The sequence below is a fragment of the Propioniciclava sp. MC1595 genome, assembly GCF_017569205.1.
GTDB lineage: Bacteria > Actinomycetota > Actinomycetes > Propionibacteriales > Propionibacteriaceae > Propioniciclava.
Window position 1 is genome coordinate 558,210 of the sequence record NZ_CP071870.1, and the last position, 17,495, is coordinate 575,704.

The 17,495-nt window shown below is 70.7% G+C and carries 17 protein-coding genes and 1 pseudogene; 11 read left to right on the forward strand and 7 right to left on the reverse strand.

Features of this window, described 5'->3' with window-relative positions; all coding sequences use genetic code 11:
* Positions 1-20: 20 nt before the first annotated feature.
* From J4N02_RS02650 to J4N02_RS02665, 4 genes are all read left to right on the forward strand, one after another.
* Positions 21-800, forward strand: a complete 780-nt coding sequence (locus tag J4N02_RS02650; protein ID WP_208091090.1) for a histidine phosphatase family protein — start codon at positions 21-23, stop codon at positions 798-800.
* Positions 797-1,681, forward strand: coding sequence for an NAD(P)H-hydrate dehydratase (locus J4N02_RS02655; protein ID WP_188334433.1), 885 nt, complete (start codon positions 797-799; stop codon positions 1,679-1,681). The genes J4N02_RS02650 and J4N02_RS02655 overlap by 4 nt, the downstream gene beginning before the upstream one ends.
* 112 nt (positions 1,682-1,793) lie before the next feature.
* The gene (locus J4N02_RS02660) at positions 1,794-2,291 is read left to right on the forward strand and encodes a hypothetical protein (RefSeq protein WP_188334432.1); all 498 of its coding nucleotides are present in this window, start codon (positions 1,794-1,796) and stop codon (positions 2,289-2,291) included.
* Positions 2,292-2,389: 98 nt separating this feature from the next.
* On the forward strand, positions 2,390-2,764 hold the full coding sequence (locus J4N02_RS02665) for an antibiotic biosynthesis monooxygenase (RefSeq protein WP_182818076.1): 375 nt from the start codon (positions 2,390-2,392) through the stop codon (positions 2,762-2,764).
* 27 nt (positions 2,765-2,791) lie between these two features.
* Here the strand turns inward: J4N02_RS02665 and J4N02_RS02670 are convergent, their stop codons facing one another.
* The gene (locus J4N02_RS02670; protein WP_243760855.1) at positions 2,792-3,436 is read right to left on the reverse strand and encodes a bifunctional 2-polyprenyl-6-hydroxyphenol methylase/3-demethylubiquinol 3-O-methyltransferase UbiG; all 645 of its coding nucleotides are present in this window, start codon (positions 3,434-3,436) and stop codon (positions 2,792-2,794) included.
* 92 nt (positions 3,437-3,528) lie between these two features.
* Here J4N02_RS02670 and J4N02_RS02675 point away from each other — a divergent pair, with 92 nt between their 5' ends.
* Positions 3,529-4,020: a metallophosphoesterase family protein gene (locus J4N02_RS02675; RefSeq protein ID WP_188334431.1), complete on the forward strand. Its 492-nt coding sequence runs from the start codon at positions 3,529-3,531 to the stop codon at positions 4,018-4,020.
* A gap of 14 nt (positions 4,021-4,034) precedes the next feature.
* Here the strand turns inward: J4N02_RS02675 and J4N02_RS02680 are convergent, their stop codons facing one another.
* Entirely contained in the window at positions 4,035-5,144 is a 1,110-nt protein-coding gene (locus J4N02_RS02680) for an alpha/beta hydrolase (RefSeq protein WP_188334430.1), read from the reverse strand.
* A 136-nt stretch (positions 5,145-5,280) separates the two neighbouring features.
* Positions 5,281-6,663, reverse strand: a complete 1,383-nt coding sequence (locus J4N02_RS02685) for an MATE family efflux transporter (protein WP_188334429.1) — start codon at positions 6,661-6,663, stop codon at positions 5,281-5,283.
* Positions 6,664-7,173: 510 nt separating this feature from the next.
* On the opposite strand from J4N02_RS02685, the gene J4N02_RS02690 reads away from it, so the two are divergent.
* Both J4N02_RS02690 and J4N02_RS02695 read left to right on the forward strand, forming a co-directional pair.
* A complete protein-coding gene (locus tag J4N02_RS02690; RefSeq protein WP_182818071.1) occupies positions 7,174-8,004 on the forward strand; it encodes a DUF2695 domain-containing protein in 831 nt (276 codons plus the stop codon).
* Positions 8,005-8,069: 65 nt separating this feature from the next.
* Positions 8,070-9,878: a pyruvate kinase gene (locus J4N02_RS02695; RefSeq protein ID WP_208091091.1), complete on the forward strand. Its 1,809-nt coding sequence runs from the start codon at positions 8,070-8,072 to the stop codon at positions 9,876-9,878.
* On the opposite strand, the gene J4N02_RS02700 is transcribed toward J4N02_RS02695, so the two are convergent.
* Positions 9,837-10,508, reverse strand: coding sequence for a TetR/AcrR family transcriptional regulator (locus J4N02_RS02700; protein WP_188334428.1), 672 nt, complete (start codon positions 10,506-10,508; stop codon positions 9,837-9,839). The genes J4N02_RS02695 and J4N02_RS02700 overlap by 42 nt on opposite strands.
* A gap of 45 nt (positions 10,509-10,553) precedes the next feature.
* Between J4N02_RS02700 and J4N02_RS02705 the strand changes: the two genes are divergently transcribed.
* Positions 10,554-11,531, forward strand: coding sequence for an NAD(P)-dependent alcohol dehydrogenase (locus J4N02_RS02705; RefSeq protein ID WP_223202665.1), 978 nt, complete (start codon positions 10,554-10,556; stop codon positions 11,529-11,531).
* Position 11,532: 1 nt separating this feature from the next.
* Entirely contained in the window at positions 11,533-11,901 is a 369-nt protein-coding gene (locus J4N02_RS02710; protein ID WP_182816718.1) for a hypothetical protein, read from the forward strand.
* Positions 11,902-11,927: 26 nt separating this feature from the next.
* Here the strand turns inward: J4N02_RS02710 and J4N02_RS02715 are convergent, their stop codons facing one another.
* Positions 11,928-12,086, reverse strand: a complete 159-nt coding sequence (locus J4N02_RS02715) for a hypothetical protein (protein WP_182816720.1) — start codon at positions 12,084-12,086, stop codon at positions 11,928-11,930.
* Positions 12,087-12,239: 153 nt separating this feature from the next.
* Here J4N02_RS02715 and J4N02_RS17310 point away from each other — a divergent pair, with 153 nt between their 5' ends.
* Positions 12,240-12,968 (forward strand): nuclease-related domain-containing protein, encoded by a 729-nt coding sequence (locus J4N02_RS17310; protein ID WP_397421800.1) that lies wholly within the window; start codon positions 12,240-12,242, stop codon positions 12,966-12,968.
* A gap of 431 nt (positions 12,969-13,399) precedes the next feature.
* Here J4N02_RS17310 and J4N02_RS17315 read toward each other — a convergent pair.
* Positions 13,400-14,146 (reverse strand): annotated as a pseudogene (locus J4N02_RS17315) (IS1634 family transposase); the annotation flags it as partial.
* A gap of 365 nt (positions 14,147-14,511) precedes the next feature.
* Positions 14,512-16,611 (reverse strand): replicative DNA helicase, encoded by a 2,100-nt coding sequence (dnaB, locus tag J4N02_RS02725; protein ID WP_188333974.1) that lies wholly within the window; start codon positions 16,609-16,611, stop codon positions 14,512-14,514.
* Between the two features lie 454 nt (positions 16,612-17,065).
* On the opposite strand from dnaB, the gene J4N02_RS02730 reads away from it, so the two are divergent.
* Positions 17,066-17,473, forward strand: coding sequence for a metal-sensitive transcriptional regulator (locus J4N02_RS02730; RefSeq protein ID WP_188333975.1), 408 nt, complete (start codon positions 17,066-17,068; stop codon positions 17,471-17,473).
* The last annotated feature ends 22 nt before the right edge of the window (positions 17,474-17,495 follow it).

Consider the following 17,495-nt stretch of genomic DNA (forward strand, 5'->3'; position numbering starts at 1 on the left):
GAAAGACTCGAGGAGGAGCCGTGGAGAAGCCGTTGGCAGCAGAGGGTCAGAGCCGGGGGATCGTCGAGCTGGTGCTCGTCCGCCACGGCGAGAGCGTGGGCAACGTCGCCGACCGCGAGGCCATCGCCGCGAAGGCGCACCGCCTCGACCTGGAGGCGCGCGACGCCGACGTCGAGCTGTCGGAGGAGGGCCAGAAGCAGGCCGACGCCCTCGGCGAGCACCTGGCTTCACTGCCCAAGGACCAGCGCCCCACCATCGTGGTCAGCTCGCCCTACCAGCGGGCCCGGTCGACCGCCGAGCGCGCGCTGGCCGCGCTCGACCTCGAGGTCGTCATCGACGAGCGCATCCGCGAGCGCGAGCTGGGCATCTTCGACGGCGTCACTTGGTACGGCATCGAGGCCACGCACCCCGAGGAGTCCGCGCGCCGGGCCCGGGTGGGCAAGTTCTACTACCGGCCCCCGGGCGGGGAGAGCTGGGCCGACGTGATCCTGCGGGTGCGGTCGATCCTGGTCGAGCTGCAGGAGCGGTTCCACGGGGAGCGCGTGTGGCTGTTCAGCCACGAGGCGGTGATCCTGGCGTTCCGCTACGTGGTCGAGGGGCTGGACGAGAAGCGCGTGGTGGCCCTGCAGAAGGAGGAACCGCTCGCGAACTGCTCGATGACCCGCTACCGGGCCGTCGACGGCGCGCTGCAGCTGGTGCGCGCCGACGACACGCGCCCGGTCGAGGAGTCCGACGAGGCGCACGTCACCCACGAGACCGACGACGCGGCGGAGGACGCCGGGGCGGGGCAGGACATATGACCCGGCCCGGCGGCACCGTCATCACACCGGCGGTCCTGCGCGAGTGGCCGCTGCCGGGGGTCGAGGGCGGCAAGGAGTCCCACGGACGGGCCTTGGTCGTGGGCGGGTCGGTCCAGAACCCGGGTGCGCTCATCCTGGCGGCCGAGGCGTCCCTGCGGGCCGGGGCGGGCAAGTCGCAGGTCGTCGCGCCTGACCCCGTGGCCGTCCCGATCGGGGTCGCCGTGCCCGAGGCGTTGGTGCAGGGCGGGCCGGTGGCGGGGTCCGGCGACCTGGCGCCCGGGGCGTCCGGGTTCGTCGCGGAGCTGTGCCCCGAGGCCGAGGCCGTGCTCATCGGCCCCGGCCTGCTCGACCCGGCCGGGGCCGCCGACCTCGTCGCCGCGTGCGTGCCGCACGTCAGCTCGGTGCTCGTGCTGGACGCCCTCGGCCTGGCCTGGGTGACCCCCGACCCCTCCCGGGTGCGGGACTTCGCCGGGCGGTGCGTGCTGTCCCCGAACCTCGCCGAACTCGCCCTCGTCCTGGGCGAGGACGCCGACGCCGTCGAGGCTGACCAGGCCGGCGCCACCCTGCGCCTGGCCGCGGCCACGGGCGCCGTGGTCACGTCGGGCGGCACGACGACCTGGATCGCCACCCCCGAGGGCGCCCTCTGGCGCGCCGAGGACGGCGGCCCCGGCCTGGGCGTGAGCGGATCGGGCGACGTGAAGGCCGGCATCGTCCTCGGGTTGTGCGCCCGCGGCGCCGACCCCGCGCAGGCGGCGGTGTGGGGCGCGTACCTGCATGGCGCCATCGGCGGACGCCTCGCGTCGCGGTACGGCCCCTACGGCTACCTGTCGCGGGAGCTCCCCGCCGAGATCCCGCAGGCGCTGCTCGAGGTCGCGCGCTGAGGGCGCCCCGGGGGGGCGGTGGGTCCTCTCGCCTCCCGGCTCCGTGCCGCGACGGCCGGTGGCAGCGCATAGGGTGGACTCCCTCAGTACGCCGATCGGGGAGGAGCACGTCATGGAGCAGGACCGCCGCCCCGATCAGGCGGAGCTGCAGCGCATGCGGGAGTCCGTCGCCGCCAAGGGCGGCCACACGATGCTGCGCTCGGAGGTGCTCCGCTGGAACCGGCGCTGGTCGGCCGGCGACCTCGCACTGCTGGAGCGCCACCTCGGCCGGGTGGGGGCGGTCCGCTTCCGCCGTGCCGCCGACGGCGAGTACGTGAGCTGCGTCGACCCCCAGAACCGCCTCGCGATGGTGATCGCGCCCGGCTACCTCGCCTTCCCGCGCCACTGGGTCAACGACGAGTGCGCGCCCGACTGGCCCGGGGTGGCGCTGTCGACCTTCGGGGTGCGGTCCGACCCGGTGGTGTCGTCCGGTGCGGGCCGGGCGCCCGGTCGTGCGCCCAAGGCGCCGCGCGGGTCGACGACCCGACGCATCCCCGAGAAGGAGCCGGTGTTCTGCCCCCGATGCTTCCTGCAGCTGACCACCACCGGCACCTGCCCCAGCTGCGATTGAGGCCGACTCAACAGGGGATCAGGGTCGGAGTACCGACCCCTATCTGCTGTTGAGTTCGGCTCAATGGGCGCGGCGGCCGCGTCGGCCATGATGGGGACATGACGATTCTCAAGATCAACGCGATCACGGTGCCCGCCGACAGCGGCGACGAGCTGGCCCGCCGCTTCGCCCAGCGCGCCGGCGCCGTCGACGGCCAGGACGGCTTCGAGGGCTTCGAGCTGCTCAAGCCCCTGGACGCCGACCGCCACGTCTGGCTGGTGATGACCCGCTGGCGGGACGAGGAGTCCTTCCAGGGCTGGCTCAGCTCGCGCGACTTCACCGCCTCGCACGGTGGGCGCGACACCGAGGTCGCCCGCGAGCACCGTCACGGCGAGGCTCCGCCGGTCGACGCGCCGGCCGAGGGCGAGCGCCCCCAGCGACCGGTCGGCATGAGCGCCGAACTCTGGAGCTACGAGGTCGTCGACCTCACCTGAGTTCGCCCCCTGTCGAGCCGGCCTGGATCAGCCGACCCGGCGGGCCCGCAGCACGAGGTCCTCGAGGTGGTGCGCACCCGCCCCACCCTCGACGGACCGCTCGCGCACGGCGTCCGTCTCGACCGCCCAGCCGTCGCCGAGCACCGGCAGCACCGACGCCGGCGCGACCATCGCGGCGAAGTCGGGCCGGTGGCTCTCGCCGCTGTCGTCACCGTGGTGCCCGTGCCCCGGGCCGTGGTGGACCTCACCCTCCCGCGGCGGCGCGTGGTGCACGACCAGCAGGTGCCCGCCCGGGGCCACGAGGTCGGCGAGGGCGCGCTCGAAGGTGGCGTCCTCGGTGCGGGGGAGCGGCGGGTAGAGCACGGCGACGAGGTCGAACGAGCCCGGGGCCAGGTCGGCCTCAAGCAGCCCGCTCTTGACCCACGTGGCCTCGACGCCCTGCTCGGCAGCCCACGCCCGGGCGCGGTCCAGGGCCACGCCTGAGATGTCCAGGCCGGTCACCGTCCACCCGCGCTGGGCGAGCCACACGGCGTCCGCGCCCTCGCCGCAGCCGACGTCCAGCACGGTGCCGGGTGCGAGGTCGGCGACCTCGGCCACCAAGGCCGGGTTGGGCCGGCCGCTCCACATCCGCTCCGACGAGGCGTACCGCTCGTCCCACTCCTGCTCGCTCACGGCCGCCAGCCTGCCACGCGCGGGGTGGGCCGGGGGCGTCCGGGCCGTTAGCGTGGGCACGTGCCGACCAGAACCCACACCGAGGACCTGCCGTGAAGGTGGTCGTCGTCGCCGACTCGCACGCCCCGCGCCGGTGGAAGGGCGTCCCGCACATCTTGGCCTTGGAGCTGGCCGACGCCGATCTCGTCCTCCACGCCGGCGACGTCTGCGTGCCGGAGGTGCTCGACGAGCTGGCCGCGTTCGCGCCGGTCAGGGCGGTCATGGGCAACAACGACGGCGAGGACGTCCGGGAGTGGGGCGCCACCGACGACCTCGAGCTCGACCTCGCCGGCGTCCGCGTGGCGATGCTGCACATCGCCGGGCCCAAGGACGGTCGGGGACGCCGCATGCGCAAGCGGTTCCCCGACGCCGACCTGGTCGTGTTCGGCCACTCCCACCAGCCGCTGGACGAGCTGCAGGACGGCGTCCACCTGCTCAACCCCGGGTCGGTCGCCGACCCGCGCCGCGAACCGTTGCCGAGTTTCGCCGTGCTGACGATCGAGGCCGGACGCCCCAGCACCCGGCTGGTCTGGCTGCCGCGGTAGCCCTCAGGGCGGGGTCAGGCGCCCATCCCCGCGGGGCCGCCCGCCACCCACGTGCGGAGACGCCACAGCGCGTACTCACCGTCGTCCTCGCCGAGGCGTGCGAACGGCGCGTGGGTCGCGGTGGGCAGCACCTCGTGCCAGACCGGGACGCCCGCCGCGGCCAGCTTGGCGGCGTACGGTTCGCTCGACCGGCGCAGTGAGTCGTGCCCGCACGTGAGCACGAACGTCGGTGGCAGCCCGGCCGGGTCGCCCAGGCCGGGGGAGACGTAGGGGTCGTCCCACGAGGCGTCCCCGGCCCAGTTGGCGAACATGCCCCCGATCAGGTCGTCGGTGAGCAGCTGCAGCGGCTCGAGCACAGCCGCGACCTCGGGGGACGCCGGCGGCAGCGTGCCCTCGAGCACCGGGTAGGCGAGCACCTGCGAGGCGGGCATCGGTCCACCGGAGTCGCGCAGCCGCAGGATCGCGCTCGCGGCGAGGCAGGCCCCCGCGCTGGCCCCACCCAGGTGCAGCCGGGACGCCTCGACGCCCATCTCGTCGGCGTGGTCGACCGCCCAGTGCCAAGCGGTGAGGAGGTCGTCGAGGGGGAGCGGGTAGTGGACCCCGTTCAGGCACCACCGGTAGTCGACCGACAGCACCGGGATGCCGGCGGCCGCGGTCTCGATCGCGACGCGGTGTGCCTCGGGCGCCTCGAGGTCACCCATGAGGAACGCGCCGCCGTGCGCCCAGACCAGCGCGGCCGTGGGCGGCGGGGCGTCCTGGGGCGGCAGGTAGAGCCGGGCCCGGAGGCGTCCGCCTTCGTCGCGGACGATCTCGCGCGTGCTGACCCCGCCGAGGTGCGGCCGGTCGAGCAGGAGCCGTCGTTGCCACAGGCGGCTGTCGGGCACGCCCTGGGCGGCCTCCATGAAGCGGAGGGCGTCCCCGAACTCGGGGAGCGCCGCGCCGACCCGCTGGCGCATGAGGTCGAACACCGGCTCGCGTACGGGGGCGGGCAGGGTCTTCAGGCCGCGCAGCGTGTAGCCCAGGGCCGGGAACCTCCAGCGCCCCCGGGTGACCAGCATCGAGCGGGCCGCCGTCAACGTCCGTGTGACGGGGCCTTCCAAGGTGGCGGTCGACGTAGGGGCCATGTGATCACCCTCTGCCCGGTGGTCTCGCCAGTATGCGCGCGGGATCCGGGCCGGTCAATGGGTTCGGCGGGGCATCCGCCGACAGCCTGCCTTCCCCGCGCCGACAGCCTGTGGTCCGGCCGCCGACAGCCTGCGGTCAGCGGGTGACCGGCACCAACTCGGACGCCTCGGCTCCGGCCAGCGCCCGCTCGGCCACCAGGAGCCGCCGCCGCTGGAGGAACCACGCGATCGTCAGCGGGATCAGCGCCCCGACCCAGGCCAGCGGCGCGGCGAGCGTGACGCCGAGGAAGCCGAGCTGGTCGACCAGCACCAGGCCGACGACGCCGCGGGCGATGAGCTCCATGACGCCGGCCAGCGTAGGCACCCAGGTGGCGCCCATGCCCTGCAGCGCCCCGCGCCACACGAACAACGCGGCCAGCACCCAGTAGAGCGAGCCGTTGATGATCAGGTACTCGTGCGCCATGGCGATCACCCGGTGTTCGCCGGGGCCGACGAACAGCTGGACGAGGTCGGTGCCGAACGCCACGATCGCGACGCTCATGGCCAGCGACAGCCCGATCGCCATGAGGGTGGCGCGCTGGACGCCGTGGCGGATCCGCCACCACTCCGCGGCCCCGCGGTTCTGGGCCACGTAGGTGCTGATGGCGACGCCCACCGAGGCCAGCGGGATCACGGCCACCTGGTCAACCCGCAGCGCGGCGGTGAAGGCGGCCACGGCGTCCGTGCCGAGGTGGTTGATGCCCACCTGCAGCAGGGCGGCGCCGATCGCGATCACCGACATCTGGAAGCCCATCGTGAGGCCGAGACGTGAGGCCTCGCCGAGTTCGAGGCGACCGACGCGCCAGTCCGCGCGGCGCAGGCGCAGCTCCGGGATGCGCATCCCGATGAGCGCGAGGCACAGCACCACCGAGATCCCCTGGGCCACCACCGTCGCGAGCGCCGCGCCCCCCACGCCGAGCTTGAACACGGCGATGAACAGCACCACGAGCCCGACGTTCAGGACGCTGGCGATGATGAGGAAGACCAGCGGCGTCCGGCTGTCGCCCAGCGCGCGGATCATCGAGCTGAGGAAGTTGAACGCCACCGTCGCGACCGCACCGGCGAACAGGACGCCAAGGAAGGTCTGTGCGTCGTCCATGAGTTCGGCAGGGGTGCCGAGGAGGGTGAGTAAGGCCCCGGACCCGAAGATCCCGATCAGCGTGATCGCGGTGGCGATCGTGGCTGAGATGATCGCGCCGGCGGCGACGGCGCGGCGGGTGGCTCGCAGGTCGCCGCTGCCGAACGCGCGGGCGACGGGGATCCCCATGCCGGTTGAGGCGCCCATGGCGAACCCGAACAGAAGGAACTGGAGGCTGCCGGAGGCGCCGACGGCGGCGAGGGCGTCCACGCCGAGCATGCGGCCGACCACGAGGGTGTCGGCGACGGCGTAGAGCTGCTGGAAGAGGTTGCCGATGAGCAGCGGCAGGGTGAACAGGATGATGAGCTTGACCGGCGAGCCGGCGGTCAGGTTCTTGGTCATGACGGCTTTCCGGGCAGCGATAGGCGCTGCCAGAGGAGAAATGGAGTGCGGGCGCGAACGGCGCCACGGAAGCCTACAACCGCCGGGGTGCTCCCGGGCAGCGGGGTTGCCAAGGGTTGTCGCGCGGGGACGTGTCGCGCCGGGACGGCCCCGAGCATGCCTTCAGGGCGCCCCTGCCCGGCGACCGGGTGTGAGAGCGGGCAGTCAGGCGTGGATCAGTTCGATCCGGCACCGAATCCCCGGAGCGGCGGCCAACCGCCGGTCAGCTGTGACGTCAGCGCCGCCCCTACCCAGAAGACTCCGCACCTGCGGGGTCGACCGATCAGGGTGGGCGGGCCAAGAGTTGTCCACAGATTGGGGGACGGGTGGGGTCAGGGCGTCCCGTTGCGCACCATGCTGGTCCGCATGACCCTTGTGCTACCCACCCTTAGCCAGCGAGACGACGTCGAAGACGTCCTCTCGGAGATCCTTCGCCTCGGACGCCCTCGCCCCGGCACCACTCTCGTGGCGGTGATCGAACTCGCGACCGGGACCGTGCGGCACATCGACCACCTGCTGACCCCCGAACCCCTGCCCGACGACGCCTGTGACCTGGGCAGTGAGCTGGCGAGCCTGATGAGCCCCACCCTGTGCGGCTTGGCCCAAGCCGCAGTCCCGCCCCGCCCGTGGCAGGAGGGGTTCGGCTGGGCCGTCCCCGACCAGGAGCTGATCACGGTGGTGTGCCGTGAGGGCGAGCCCTTCCCGTCCCCCGTTGAGGAGCAGTTCTTCTGGGGCTGGCGCTACAGCAACCACCTGACGGCTGCATTCCACGGTGACGTGTACGTGGTGACGCCGACGGGGTGGGCCGGGTTGTTGGGCGGTGAGGGTGAGTGGCCGGCGCTCCCGCCGTTGGTCGAGGGGCCTGACATCGACCTGGTCCAATTCCCCGAGTTGGCCGAGCGTCGTGCACTCCTCGTCGATCCGATCGTGCGCGAGGCGGCAGCCATCCTTGCCGAGACCACCTTGACCGAGGCTGTTCCTGAGCGTGGCGAATGCATCATCTGCTACGGGTGGCGCCTGATGACCATGCTGGGGTGCGATCGCACGTTGCGGATCGCTCAGCGATTCCGGGACGTGGCGGCGCCCCGCGCGAAGAAGCTCGAGGCCACCTGGGCGCGTCGCGGCGTGACGTGCGACTGCCAACTGCTCGAGGCGCACGGCATTCCGCGCCACATCGTCGAAGAGGAGTACGCCGCCCGGGAGGCGGACCCCGACCGGCCCATCACCGCCTCGCCGCCCTGCCTCGGCGTGCGGAAGGGCTCGGCCCAACCGTGCGCCACATGGGTCGAGTTCCCTCGGTGATGGCGTGAGCCCTGCGCCCCGAGCACCAGTTCTTCGGGGGAGCACTCTCTGGCAGGCTGAGCCGCATGGCTGAGCGTGTGATGTCGTTGGACGAATTGAACAGCGCCCTGCGAGACCTGCACGCCGATCTGCTGCGCGCAGAGGTCGCGTCGGCGGGGCTGATCGACGCCGTCCAGACGCAGCACCGGGAGAGCGCGCGCAACCTCATTCACTACGTGGCCGCGCGCCAGCACGATCTGCGCCCGCTGCAGGCGTCCTTGGCCGCCTACGGCCTGTCGAGCCTGGGTCGCATGGAGTCGATCGTCCGGCCTTGGATCGAGACCGTCATCGAAACCGTGGACGCCCTCGCCACCGGGCGCCCTCGCCACGGCATCTGGGGCGACCTCGACGGCGGCACCCGTTTGCTGCTGCGCAATCGCGACGACGTGCTGGGCGCCGTGCACGGCCACGACGACCGCATCACCCACATCATGGTCACCATGCCGTCGGAGGCCGCCGACGACCCCGGGCTCGTCCAGCGCATGGGGGCCGCCGGCATGGACGTCGCCCGCATCAACTGCGCCCACGACGGCCCCGCCGAATGGGCCCGCATGATCGCGGCGGTGCGCGCCCTGCCCGGTGGCGTCCGCGTGGCGATGGACCTGGGCGGCCCCAAGGTCCGCACCGGTCCGCTCGAGCAGGGGCCGAAAGTGGTCAAGGTGCGTCCGCAGCGCAACGACCGAGGTGAGGTCGAGCGCCCCGTGCGCGTCTTGCTGGCTGGGCTTGTCGATGCCCCGTTGGCTGAGCCTGTCGAAGCCGTCATCCCCGTGACCTGGGCCGAGCCTGCCGCAGCCCGGGGCGTCCGGGTGGGGGACGAGCTGCGCCTGACCGACGCCCGCGGGCGCGCACGTGAGCTGCGCGTGCTGACCGTCTCCGACGCGGGGGTGGTGGTGGGGTTCGACCGCACCACCTACTTCGAGACCGGCCTACAGATCGAAGGCCCGGACGCCGCGGCCACCGTCGGCGACCTGCCCGAGGTGCGGCAGCACCTGTTCGTGCGCGCGGGGGACGAACTGCGCCTGCAGCGCAGCCTCGAACCGCAGCCGGCGACGCAGGTCGGTCCGCACCGCATCGGGTGCACGCTGGAGGAGGTGTTCACCGACGCGCGGCCCGGCGAGCGCATCCTGTTCGACGACGGCAAGATCGCCGGGACCATCCGGGAGGTCACGCCCGACGAGCTCGTCGTCGACGTGGAGCGCGCCGGCGCGGGCATCAAACTGCGCGCTGAGAAGGGCATCAACCTCCCCGACACGACGCTGCGGATCCCGGCGCTCACGGCGTCCGACCGGGCGAACCTGCCGTTCGTGGCCGCCCACGCCGACCTGGTGAACCTGTCGTTCGTGCAGTCGCCGGCCGACGTGGCCGACCTGATCGCCGAGCTCGAGGCCCTCGACGCCACCGGCATCGGCATCACCCTGAAGATCGAGACCGGCCCGGCGTTCGAGGCGCTGCCGCAGATGCTGCTGGAGGCCATGCGCTGGGGCGACGTCGGCGTCATGATCGCTCGCGGCGACCTCGCTGTCGAGCTCGGGTTCGAGCGGCTGGCCGAGGTGCAGGAGGAGATCCTGTGGCTGTGCGAGGCCGCGCACGTGCCGGTGATCTGGGCGACGCAGGTGCTCGACACCTTGGCGCGCACGGGCCTGCCGTCGCGGTCCGAGGTCACCGACGCCGCGATGGGACGCCGTGCCGAGGCGGTCATGCTGAACAAGGGGCCTTTCATCGTGGAGGCCATCGAGGCGCTGGAATCGATCCTCGACCGCATGGGTGGGCACGTCGAGAAGAAGCGCTCGCTGCTACGGCCCCTGGCGTCCTTCGACCTGAAGGCCGACCGCTGAGAGGCGCTGCTCCAAGGCGTCGAGGATGAGGTCGAGCCCGATCACGAACTCGTCGGAGTGTGCGTAGTCGGGCCCGACCTGGGCCGCGATGAACGTGGCCAGGTGAGGGTAGTCGTCGGTGGGCAGTGCGAGGGCCTCCACGAACTCCTCGGCCGACTCGCCGGGCTCGAACGGCAGCGTCTGCTCGGTGAGGACGAAGCCGAACACGTAGGCGTCCAGCGCCGAGAACGCCGTGGCGGCCAGCGGGACCGGGAATCCCGCACCCAGCAGGCACCCCAGCACGGCGTCGTGGTTGCGCAGCGTGGCCGGGCCGGGGGAGCGGCGCGACTCGATGAGGCCCAGCCCCCACGGGTGGGCGGACAGGGTGGCACGGGCGTCCACCCAGCGCCGGGTCAGCGCTTCGCGCCACGGCAGGGACGGGTCGGGCAGGGGGATGCGGTCGAACACCCAATCGGCGAGCGCGTCGAGCAACGCCTCCTTGTCGGCCACGTGGTGGTACAGCGACATGGCCTCGACGCCGAGCTCGCGGGCCACCGTGCGCATGCTGACGCCGGTCAGGCCTGAGGCGTCGGCAACACGGGCGGCGGCGTCCACGATGCGTTCAGGGGAAAGTCCGGGTCGGGCCTGCATGCGTCCTCCTTGCGTGACTTACGGTCGTAAGGTTAGCATCGCACCATGACGACTTACACCCGTAAGGTAAGCGCGATGCGGGCCGCGGTGCACGACACCTTCGGCGGCCCCGAGGTGCTGCGCATCGAGGACCGCCCGATCCCGACGCCCAGCCCCAGGGAGGTGCTCGTGCGCGTCGTCGCCGCCAGCGTGAACTCGGCCGACTCCCGCATCCGCGGGCGCCGGTTCCCCCGGGGGTTCGGCGGGGTGGCGCCGCTCATGTTCGGGGTGCGGCTGCCGCGCATCCCAGTGTTGGGCGGGAGCTTCTCGGGGGTGGTCGAGGCCGTCGGCGCGGACGTCACCGGCGTCGCTCCCGGTAACGTCGTGGCCGGCACCACCGGCATGGCGATGGGGGCGCACGCCGAGTTCGTGGCCGTGCGCGCCGACCGCGTCGTGTCGGTGCCCGAGGGTGTGAGCCACGACGACGCCGCGGGCGTCATCTTCGGTGGCCTGACCGCGCTGTGGTTTCTCCGCGACCGGGCGGAGGTGCAGCTGGGGCGCAGTGTCCTGGTCGTGGGGGCGTCCGGGGCGGTGGGCACGATGGCGGTGCAACTGGCGAGGCTGGCGGGGGCGTCCGTCACGGGGGTCTGCTCGGCGGCCAACGCCGACCTGGTGCGCTCGCTCGGCGCTGAGCGCGTCATCGACCACCGGGCCGTCGACGTCACGACGCTGCCCGACCGGTTCGATGTGGTGCTGGACGCCGTGGGGGTCCTCGACCGTCATACCGGGCGCCGGCTGCTCACCCCCGACGGGGTGCTGCTGTTGGCGGTGGCCAGCTTGGCTGACACCGTGCTGGCCCGCGGCAATGTCAAGGCCGGCAGTGGCCCCGAGCGTGCCTCCGACCTCGCTCACCTGCTCGATCTCGTCGCGAAGGGGGAGGTGCGGGTCGTCCTCGACGATGTCCTGCCCCTCGACCGCATCGCCGAAGCCCACGCCCGCGTCGACTCCGGCCGCAAGGTCGGCAGCCTGATCGTCAGGCCGTGACGTGGACGCCCTACGCATCATCCTCGCGTTCGGCTGGGCCGCGCTGATGTTCGTCTACCTGCTCGGCGACGTGCTGCGGATCTTCGCCGGCCATTACCGGCCCGGCCGGATCGAGGGGCAGCCCACCCAGCCCTGGATGTGGCTGGTGGCGGCCGCCTTCATGATCATCCCTATCGCGATGATGCTGCTGTCGCTGCTGCTGCCCGCGACCGTGCTGTTGTGGACGACGCTCCTGGCGTGCGTCGGACTCGTGGTGTTCAACGCGATCGCGCTGCCGTACGAGGGCCTGTACGACAACGTGCTGATCGTGGTCGGGTGGGTGTTGAACGGTTTTCTCGCCTGGCAGGCCTGGGTGGGGCTGGCGCACTGACCCGGGCTTGCGCGATCGCGATGGGGTCAGGGCCCCACGGGGTAGTGGCTGGTGATCGCGACGCGGTTCCAAGCGTTCATGACGACCGCGAGCCACGCGACGGCCGAGGCCTGCTCGGCGGTGAGGGCATCGGCCGGAGCGCTGTGAGCGGCGGGGGAGTGGATCTGGGTGACCTGTTCGGCCAACGCCAGTGCGGCTCGCTGGCCGACCCCGCAAAGGGGACCGCCCGTTGGGGTGCCATGGCACGCATTCGGGCGGTCCCCATTTGGCCGGCTCAGCCTCGACTGCCGGGTTAGGCTCTCGACATGACCACCGGTAGCGGGGCCAGCGTCAAACGCATGCGCCTGCGGTACGACGGAGCTTGCGCCGGCTGCGGTGTCGCGCTCGCGGCGGGGGTGCAGGCCATCTGGGACCGGGATGCCAAGGTTGTGCGCTGCTTGGGCTGCCACAGCGCTCCGACGGCTGCCCCTGAGCGGGTGGAACTGGGCTACGTGGAGGGTGAGGCAGGGGCGTCCGCGGCGCGCGAGTTCGAGCGTCGGCACCAGGCAAGACACGACCGCGTGACGTCGGCCCACCCCCGCCTGGGGAAAGTCTTGTTGGCGGTCTTCGATGACCCTCAGAGCACCAAGGCCTGGGCGCAGGGAGCGTCCGGCGAGCAGTCGGTGGGGGAGTCGTTGCGTCAGGTGGCGGGCGAGGATGTGCGGGTCCTCAACGACCGCCGTATCCCAAGGAGCCGGGCCAACATCGACCACATCGCCATCAGCCGGTTGGGCGTATTCGTCATCGATGCGAAGCGGTACCGCAACCAGCGGCCCACGTTGCGCGTCGAGGGTGGCCTCTTCAGTCCTCGGCGAGAGCTCCTCCTGGTTGGGGGACGTAATCGGTCGCCGCTGGTCGATGGGGTCCACAAGCAGGCCAGCTGGTCCGCGACGCACTGGCACCACACCCAGACGTCCAAGTCCGCGGGGTGTTGTGCTTCTTGGACGCCGACTGGCCCCTCCTGGGCGGCACCTTTTCGGTGCAAGACGTTGACGTCGTCCATCCGCGAAAGTTGCGCGAAACCCTGAGGCAACCGGGTCCTCTCGCAGCCGAACGCATTGCCGGACTGCAGTGGGACCTGCACGAAGCGTTTCCCCGCTAGCCAGACAGGGGCGCTCGGGTGGCGCACTAGAGTTCCTCGCATGGGGAGCGCCGCCAGCCGCCTGCGCACCGCCTTGGAGTTGTTCGAGGTGGGCGAGCAGATGATGCGCGCTCGGCTGGCGCGGGAAAACCCGGAGTGGGATGAATCCCAGATCGACGTCGCGATCCACCGCTGGCTTCGCGACCGTCCGGGCGCCCGGGCTGCTCGCTTGGCCGAGTATTGCCACACGGCTCGCCACGCCGTGGGATGCACCGCGGGGTCCCACACCGGCTCGGCGCGTGTCTTCACGCGGTTGGGGTCGGGGGCGGTGGAGCGCATCGTGATCGTGTCGATGACCTGGCCGTCGGTGAACGCAGTGCCGTGCCAGCGGAAGTGCTTGGCCAGGTCGTGCGGGGCCTTGACGACGCGGGACCCGACGATGAACCGCAACCCGGCCTCGTCGATCGCCTTCAGGTTTGCCGCCGACAACATGCCGGCGTCGGCGACGACCACCATGTCGGCCACACCGTGCCGCTGCTGGAACGCCTTGATGACCGGGATGATCGTGTGCGTTTCGGCCTTGTTGCCCTCGAAGCAGGCAATCTCCAACGGGTGGCCCGTGCGGTCCACCAGGAGACCGACCACAATCTGTGGGTCGACCCGACGTTCCTTGCTGAACCCGACCTTGCGGAGGTCGTCTTCGGTGTCGGTCTCGAAGTACAACGTCGTGACGTCGTATAACAGCAGGGACACATCCCCGCCCTGTTCGGACCACACATGCTGGAAACACGCCTGCGCGATCTTGTCGCGATAGCCCTTGTCAGCACAGCGTTTCAGGCAGCGTTTCACCGTGGACAGGTGCACCGGCACCAGCCCGAGCTCCGCGATGACCCGCAAGCTGTCCAGCTTCGACGTGGGCTCCACCAGACGCGCTAGCACCAGCTGGAAGAACGCCTCATCCTCGATGGCGTCGAACCCGAGTCGTCCCCACGAGTCACGGACCACGTCGACCAATAGTTGGGAGCGTTTCCCCTCGATGACCGCCACCCCCGGCCGCACCCCCCGCTCGCCGGGCAACTCCAGCGCCGGCTGGTTCGCGTGCAGCTTGTCGTGGCCGACCCGCATCAACGCCGCCAACTCGGCCTCATCATGGGCGGACCCGAGGTGCTCCAGGATCGTGCGGACCCCATGGCGCTTCTCGACGATTTGCACCGCAGTGGCCCCCGAAGCGGTCTTCACCTTCCGCAGGAACGGGCTCACCGGGCGATCCTACCGGGCCTTTAGTGCCCCGAACCCGACGCCCAAATGCGACTGACTAGCCGCGATACATGGCCGAAACCCGAAATCCGCTGCAGAGGTCCAACTCAGGTCCGACGAGACCGCACCGTTCACAGTTACGTGGTCCCTGCAACGATTGCGGATCCATAGGCCTGCTTCGGCCCCGTTCGCGACCGAAGCAGCTCGAATGTTGCGGCTGCTGTTGCGCCCAGCTATCGCTGCATGTCCACGAAACGACTCAGGGCGCCCTGGAAGGCCACAGGCAGGGTGTCCGTTGCGCCGTTACGGTGCTTGGCGACGATGAAGTCGGCCTCACCCTGGCGGGGGGACTGCTTGTCGTAGGCATCCTCGCGGTGAAGCAGGATCACCATGTCGGCATCCTGCTCGAGGGAGTTGTGTACCGAGATGCCGTCGGCGACGAAGTTGTGGGTGTCGAGGACGGTGGCGTCGAACACCTCTTCTTCGCCCAAGTAGTCGATAGACGCGATGACATGCCAGCGGATGTCCTTCGCTCCGTCTGCCGGTGCTCCGAACGGAGACGCATCCAAGACGAATCTCGATCCGTAGTCTCCGCCTTGAACGTCCGCCACGGCACCCAGACGCAGCCAGAGGCGCGCCAGGTCGTCGGCGAGCCTGCGGTGCCGGGTCTGGAACAAGGGGCCGGTTGTGCCTGCCGCGAGGAAGTTGAGGAAAAGCGCCAGTTGATCATTGGGAAGCGATGGCACCCAGTCTGGCAAGTCTGCTCCTCCTTCAACCGCCTTGGCGGCATCTCGGACGTCCGCATGGGGTCTGGGCTCGGGGTTCAAGGGCTCGGGCACGAAGCGGGGGACCGCCAACTCGGTACCCGCAGCCAGCTCGCCCAAAGGCATCCAGCCGTCCCGAGTCAGGAAGGGGTGGTTCGCGGACGCCTTGACCTCGCGTCCGGAGGTCAATCGCAGGCGGTAGACCTTCTTGACTCCTGAGCTGAACACGTGGGTCATGGGGCGGGCGACCATGCGGCCGTCGGCGTCCAACGACCACACGGGGACGTTGCGCTCACCCGATGCCAACAGTTCGCCCATGGTGACCTCGGCACCGGTGTCGGCACGCAACACGCGGGTGTCGGCGGTGAGGCAGCCCGATTCACGCAGGTCCGACAGCATGGGCTTCTTGTCCTGACGCGCCTCGGGGCCACGGTTGAGCTGCGACAGCGCGACGACGGGAACCTCGAGCTCCTTGGCCAGCAGTTTGATCTGGCGCGAGAACTCTGACACCTCGAGTTGGCGGGACTCCACCTTCTTGCCCGAGGTCATCAGCTGCATGTAGTCGATGATGATCAGCTTCAGGTCGTTGCGCTGCTTGAGGCGGCGCGACTTCGCGCGGATCTCCATCATCGTCAGGTTGGGGGAGTCGTCGATGAACAGTGGCGCCCGCGACACCTGGGCGGTCTTGTTCGAGATGCGCTGCCAGTACTCCTCGGTCATGTCGCCCTTGCGGATCGCGTTCAGCGGCACGCCCGACTCGGCGGACATGAGGCGCATCACGATCTCGGACTTCGTCATCTCGAGGCTGTAGAAGACCGAGCACAGGCCGTGTCGGATGGCGGCCGAGCGGGCGAAGTCGAGCCCCAGCGTCGACTTACCCATACCGGGACGCGCCGCGATGATGATCATCTGGCCCGGGTGCAGGCCGTTGGTCAGGTGGTCCAGGTCGATGAACCCGGTCGGGACGCCGGCCATCTGCCCGTGCTGGGTGAGGGCCTCGATCTCGTCGAGGGTGAGCTCCACCAGCTCCGACAGCGGCTGGTAGTCCTCCTTGGTGCGGTTCTCGGCGACCTCGTAGATCGTCTGCTGGGCCCGGTCGACGATGCTCGTGACGTCGCCCTCGGCCTGGTAGCCCATCTGCGAGATCTTCATCGACGCGTCGACGAGCCGGCGCAGCACGGCCTTGTCGCGCACGATCTCGGCGTAGTAGGTGGCGTTCGCGGTCACCGACACCGAGCTCAGTAGCTCGTGCAGGTAGATGTGGCCGCCCACCTGCTGGAGCTGGCCCTTCTTGCCGAGGTGGTCGGCCACGGTGATGGCGTCGATGGGCTCGCCCGAGCCGTACAGGTCCATGACCGCGTCGTAGATGTACTCGTGCGCGGGGCGGTAGAAGTCACGCCCCTTGAGCACCTCGGTGACCTCGCCGATCGCATCCTTGCTCAGCAGCATCGCGCCCAGCACCGACTGCTCGGCGGCCAGGTCCTGCGGCGGCGTCCGGTCGGCATACCCGTTGCCGCGCTCGAACGGGACGACATTGTCTGACCAATCGCCTCGCTGGTCGGTCGTCATCGCCTCGCGCTCCTTCTCTGCATGCCACCACCCCAGCAGCCGGGTCTGACAGTCTTCGATTCGCGCCGTCTCCGTAGGGGGTTCTCGTGACGTTAGACCCAACCTGAGAGGTTCTCAACCGAGCCGACCACAGGCCCTGTGGATGAAAATGTGGATAGCTGTGGACCTGAGGCGGACTCCCTGTGTACGACACGCCGTCGTAGGTGGGGACATCCTGGAGCCATCCTCGCCAAAGTGGCCGTGGCAAGGGGCGATGTAATTCACTCCCTGTGAGTTCGGGGCAATTTCCACGGGATGGGACAACTGGGCTGGGGGGTTGACTCCCCGGAGGTGTGTAGTGGTATGGCGTGGAGTCATCCACCGTTTGTCCACAGGCGCAGGCGAAAGTGAACAGGGCCGGCGAACTGGGGAAATAAACCCCCAGGGGGTATGGTTGACCGGGCAAGGAGGAAGCATGAGCGAGCACAGCACGGCGGTCGGCGTCACCGAGGTCCCCGACGATGCGAGCGAACTGACGCCCGCGGCGTCCGGGTGTGGGTGTGGGGGTGGCGGGTGCCACGGCGACGACGCCGACGGCCACCAGCACGGCTACATCACGGCCAAGGACAACTACCAGCGCCGCCTGCGCCGCATCGAGGGCCAGGCCCGCGGACTGCAGCGCATGGTCGATGAGGAGAAGTACTGCATCGACATCCTCACCCAGATCTCGGCCATGACGAAGGCCCTGCAGTCGGTCGCCCTCGAACTGCTCGAGGACCACATGGCCCACTGCGTCGTCGCCGCAGCCCGCGAGGGTGGCGCGGCGGCCGAGGAGAAGATCCAGGAGGCGTCCGAGGCCATCGCGCGCCTCGTGCGCAGCTAGCCTTGGGGCAAGCCCAGGCCTT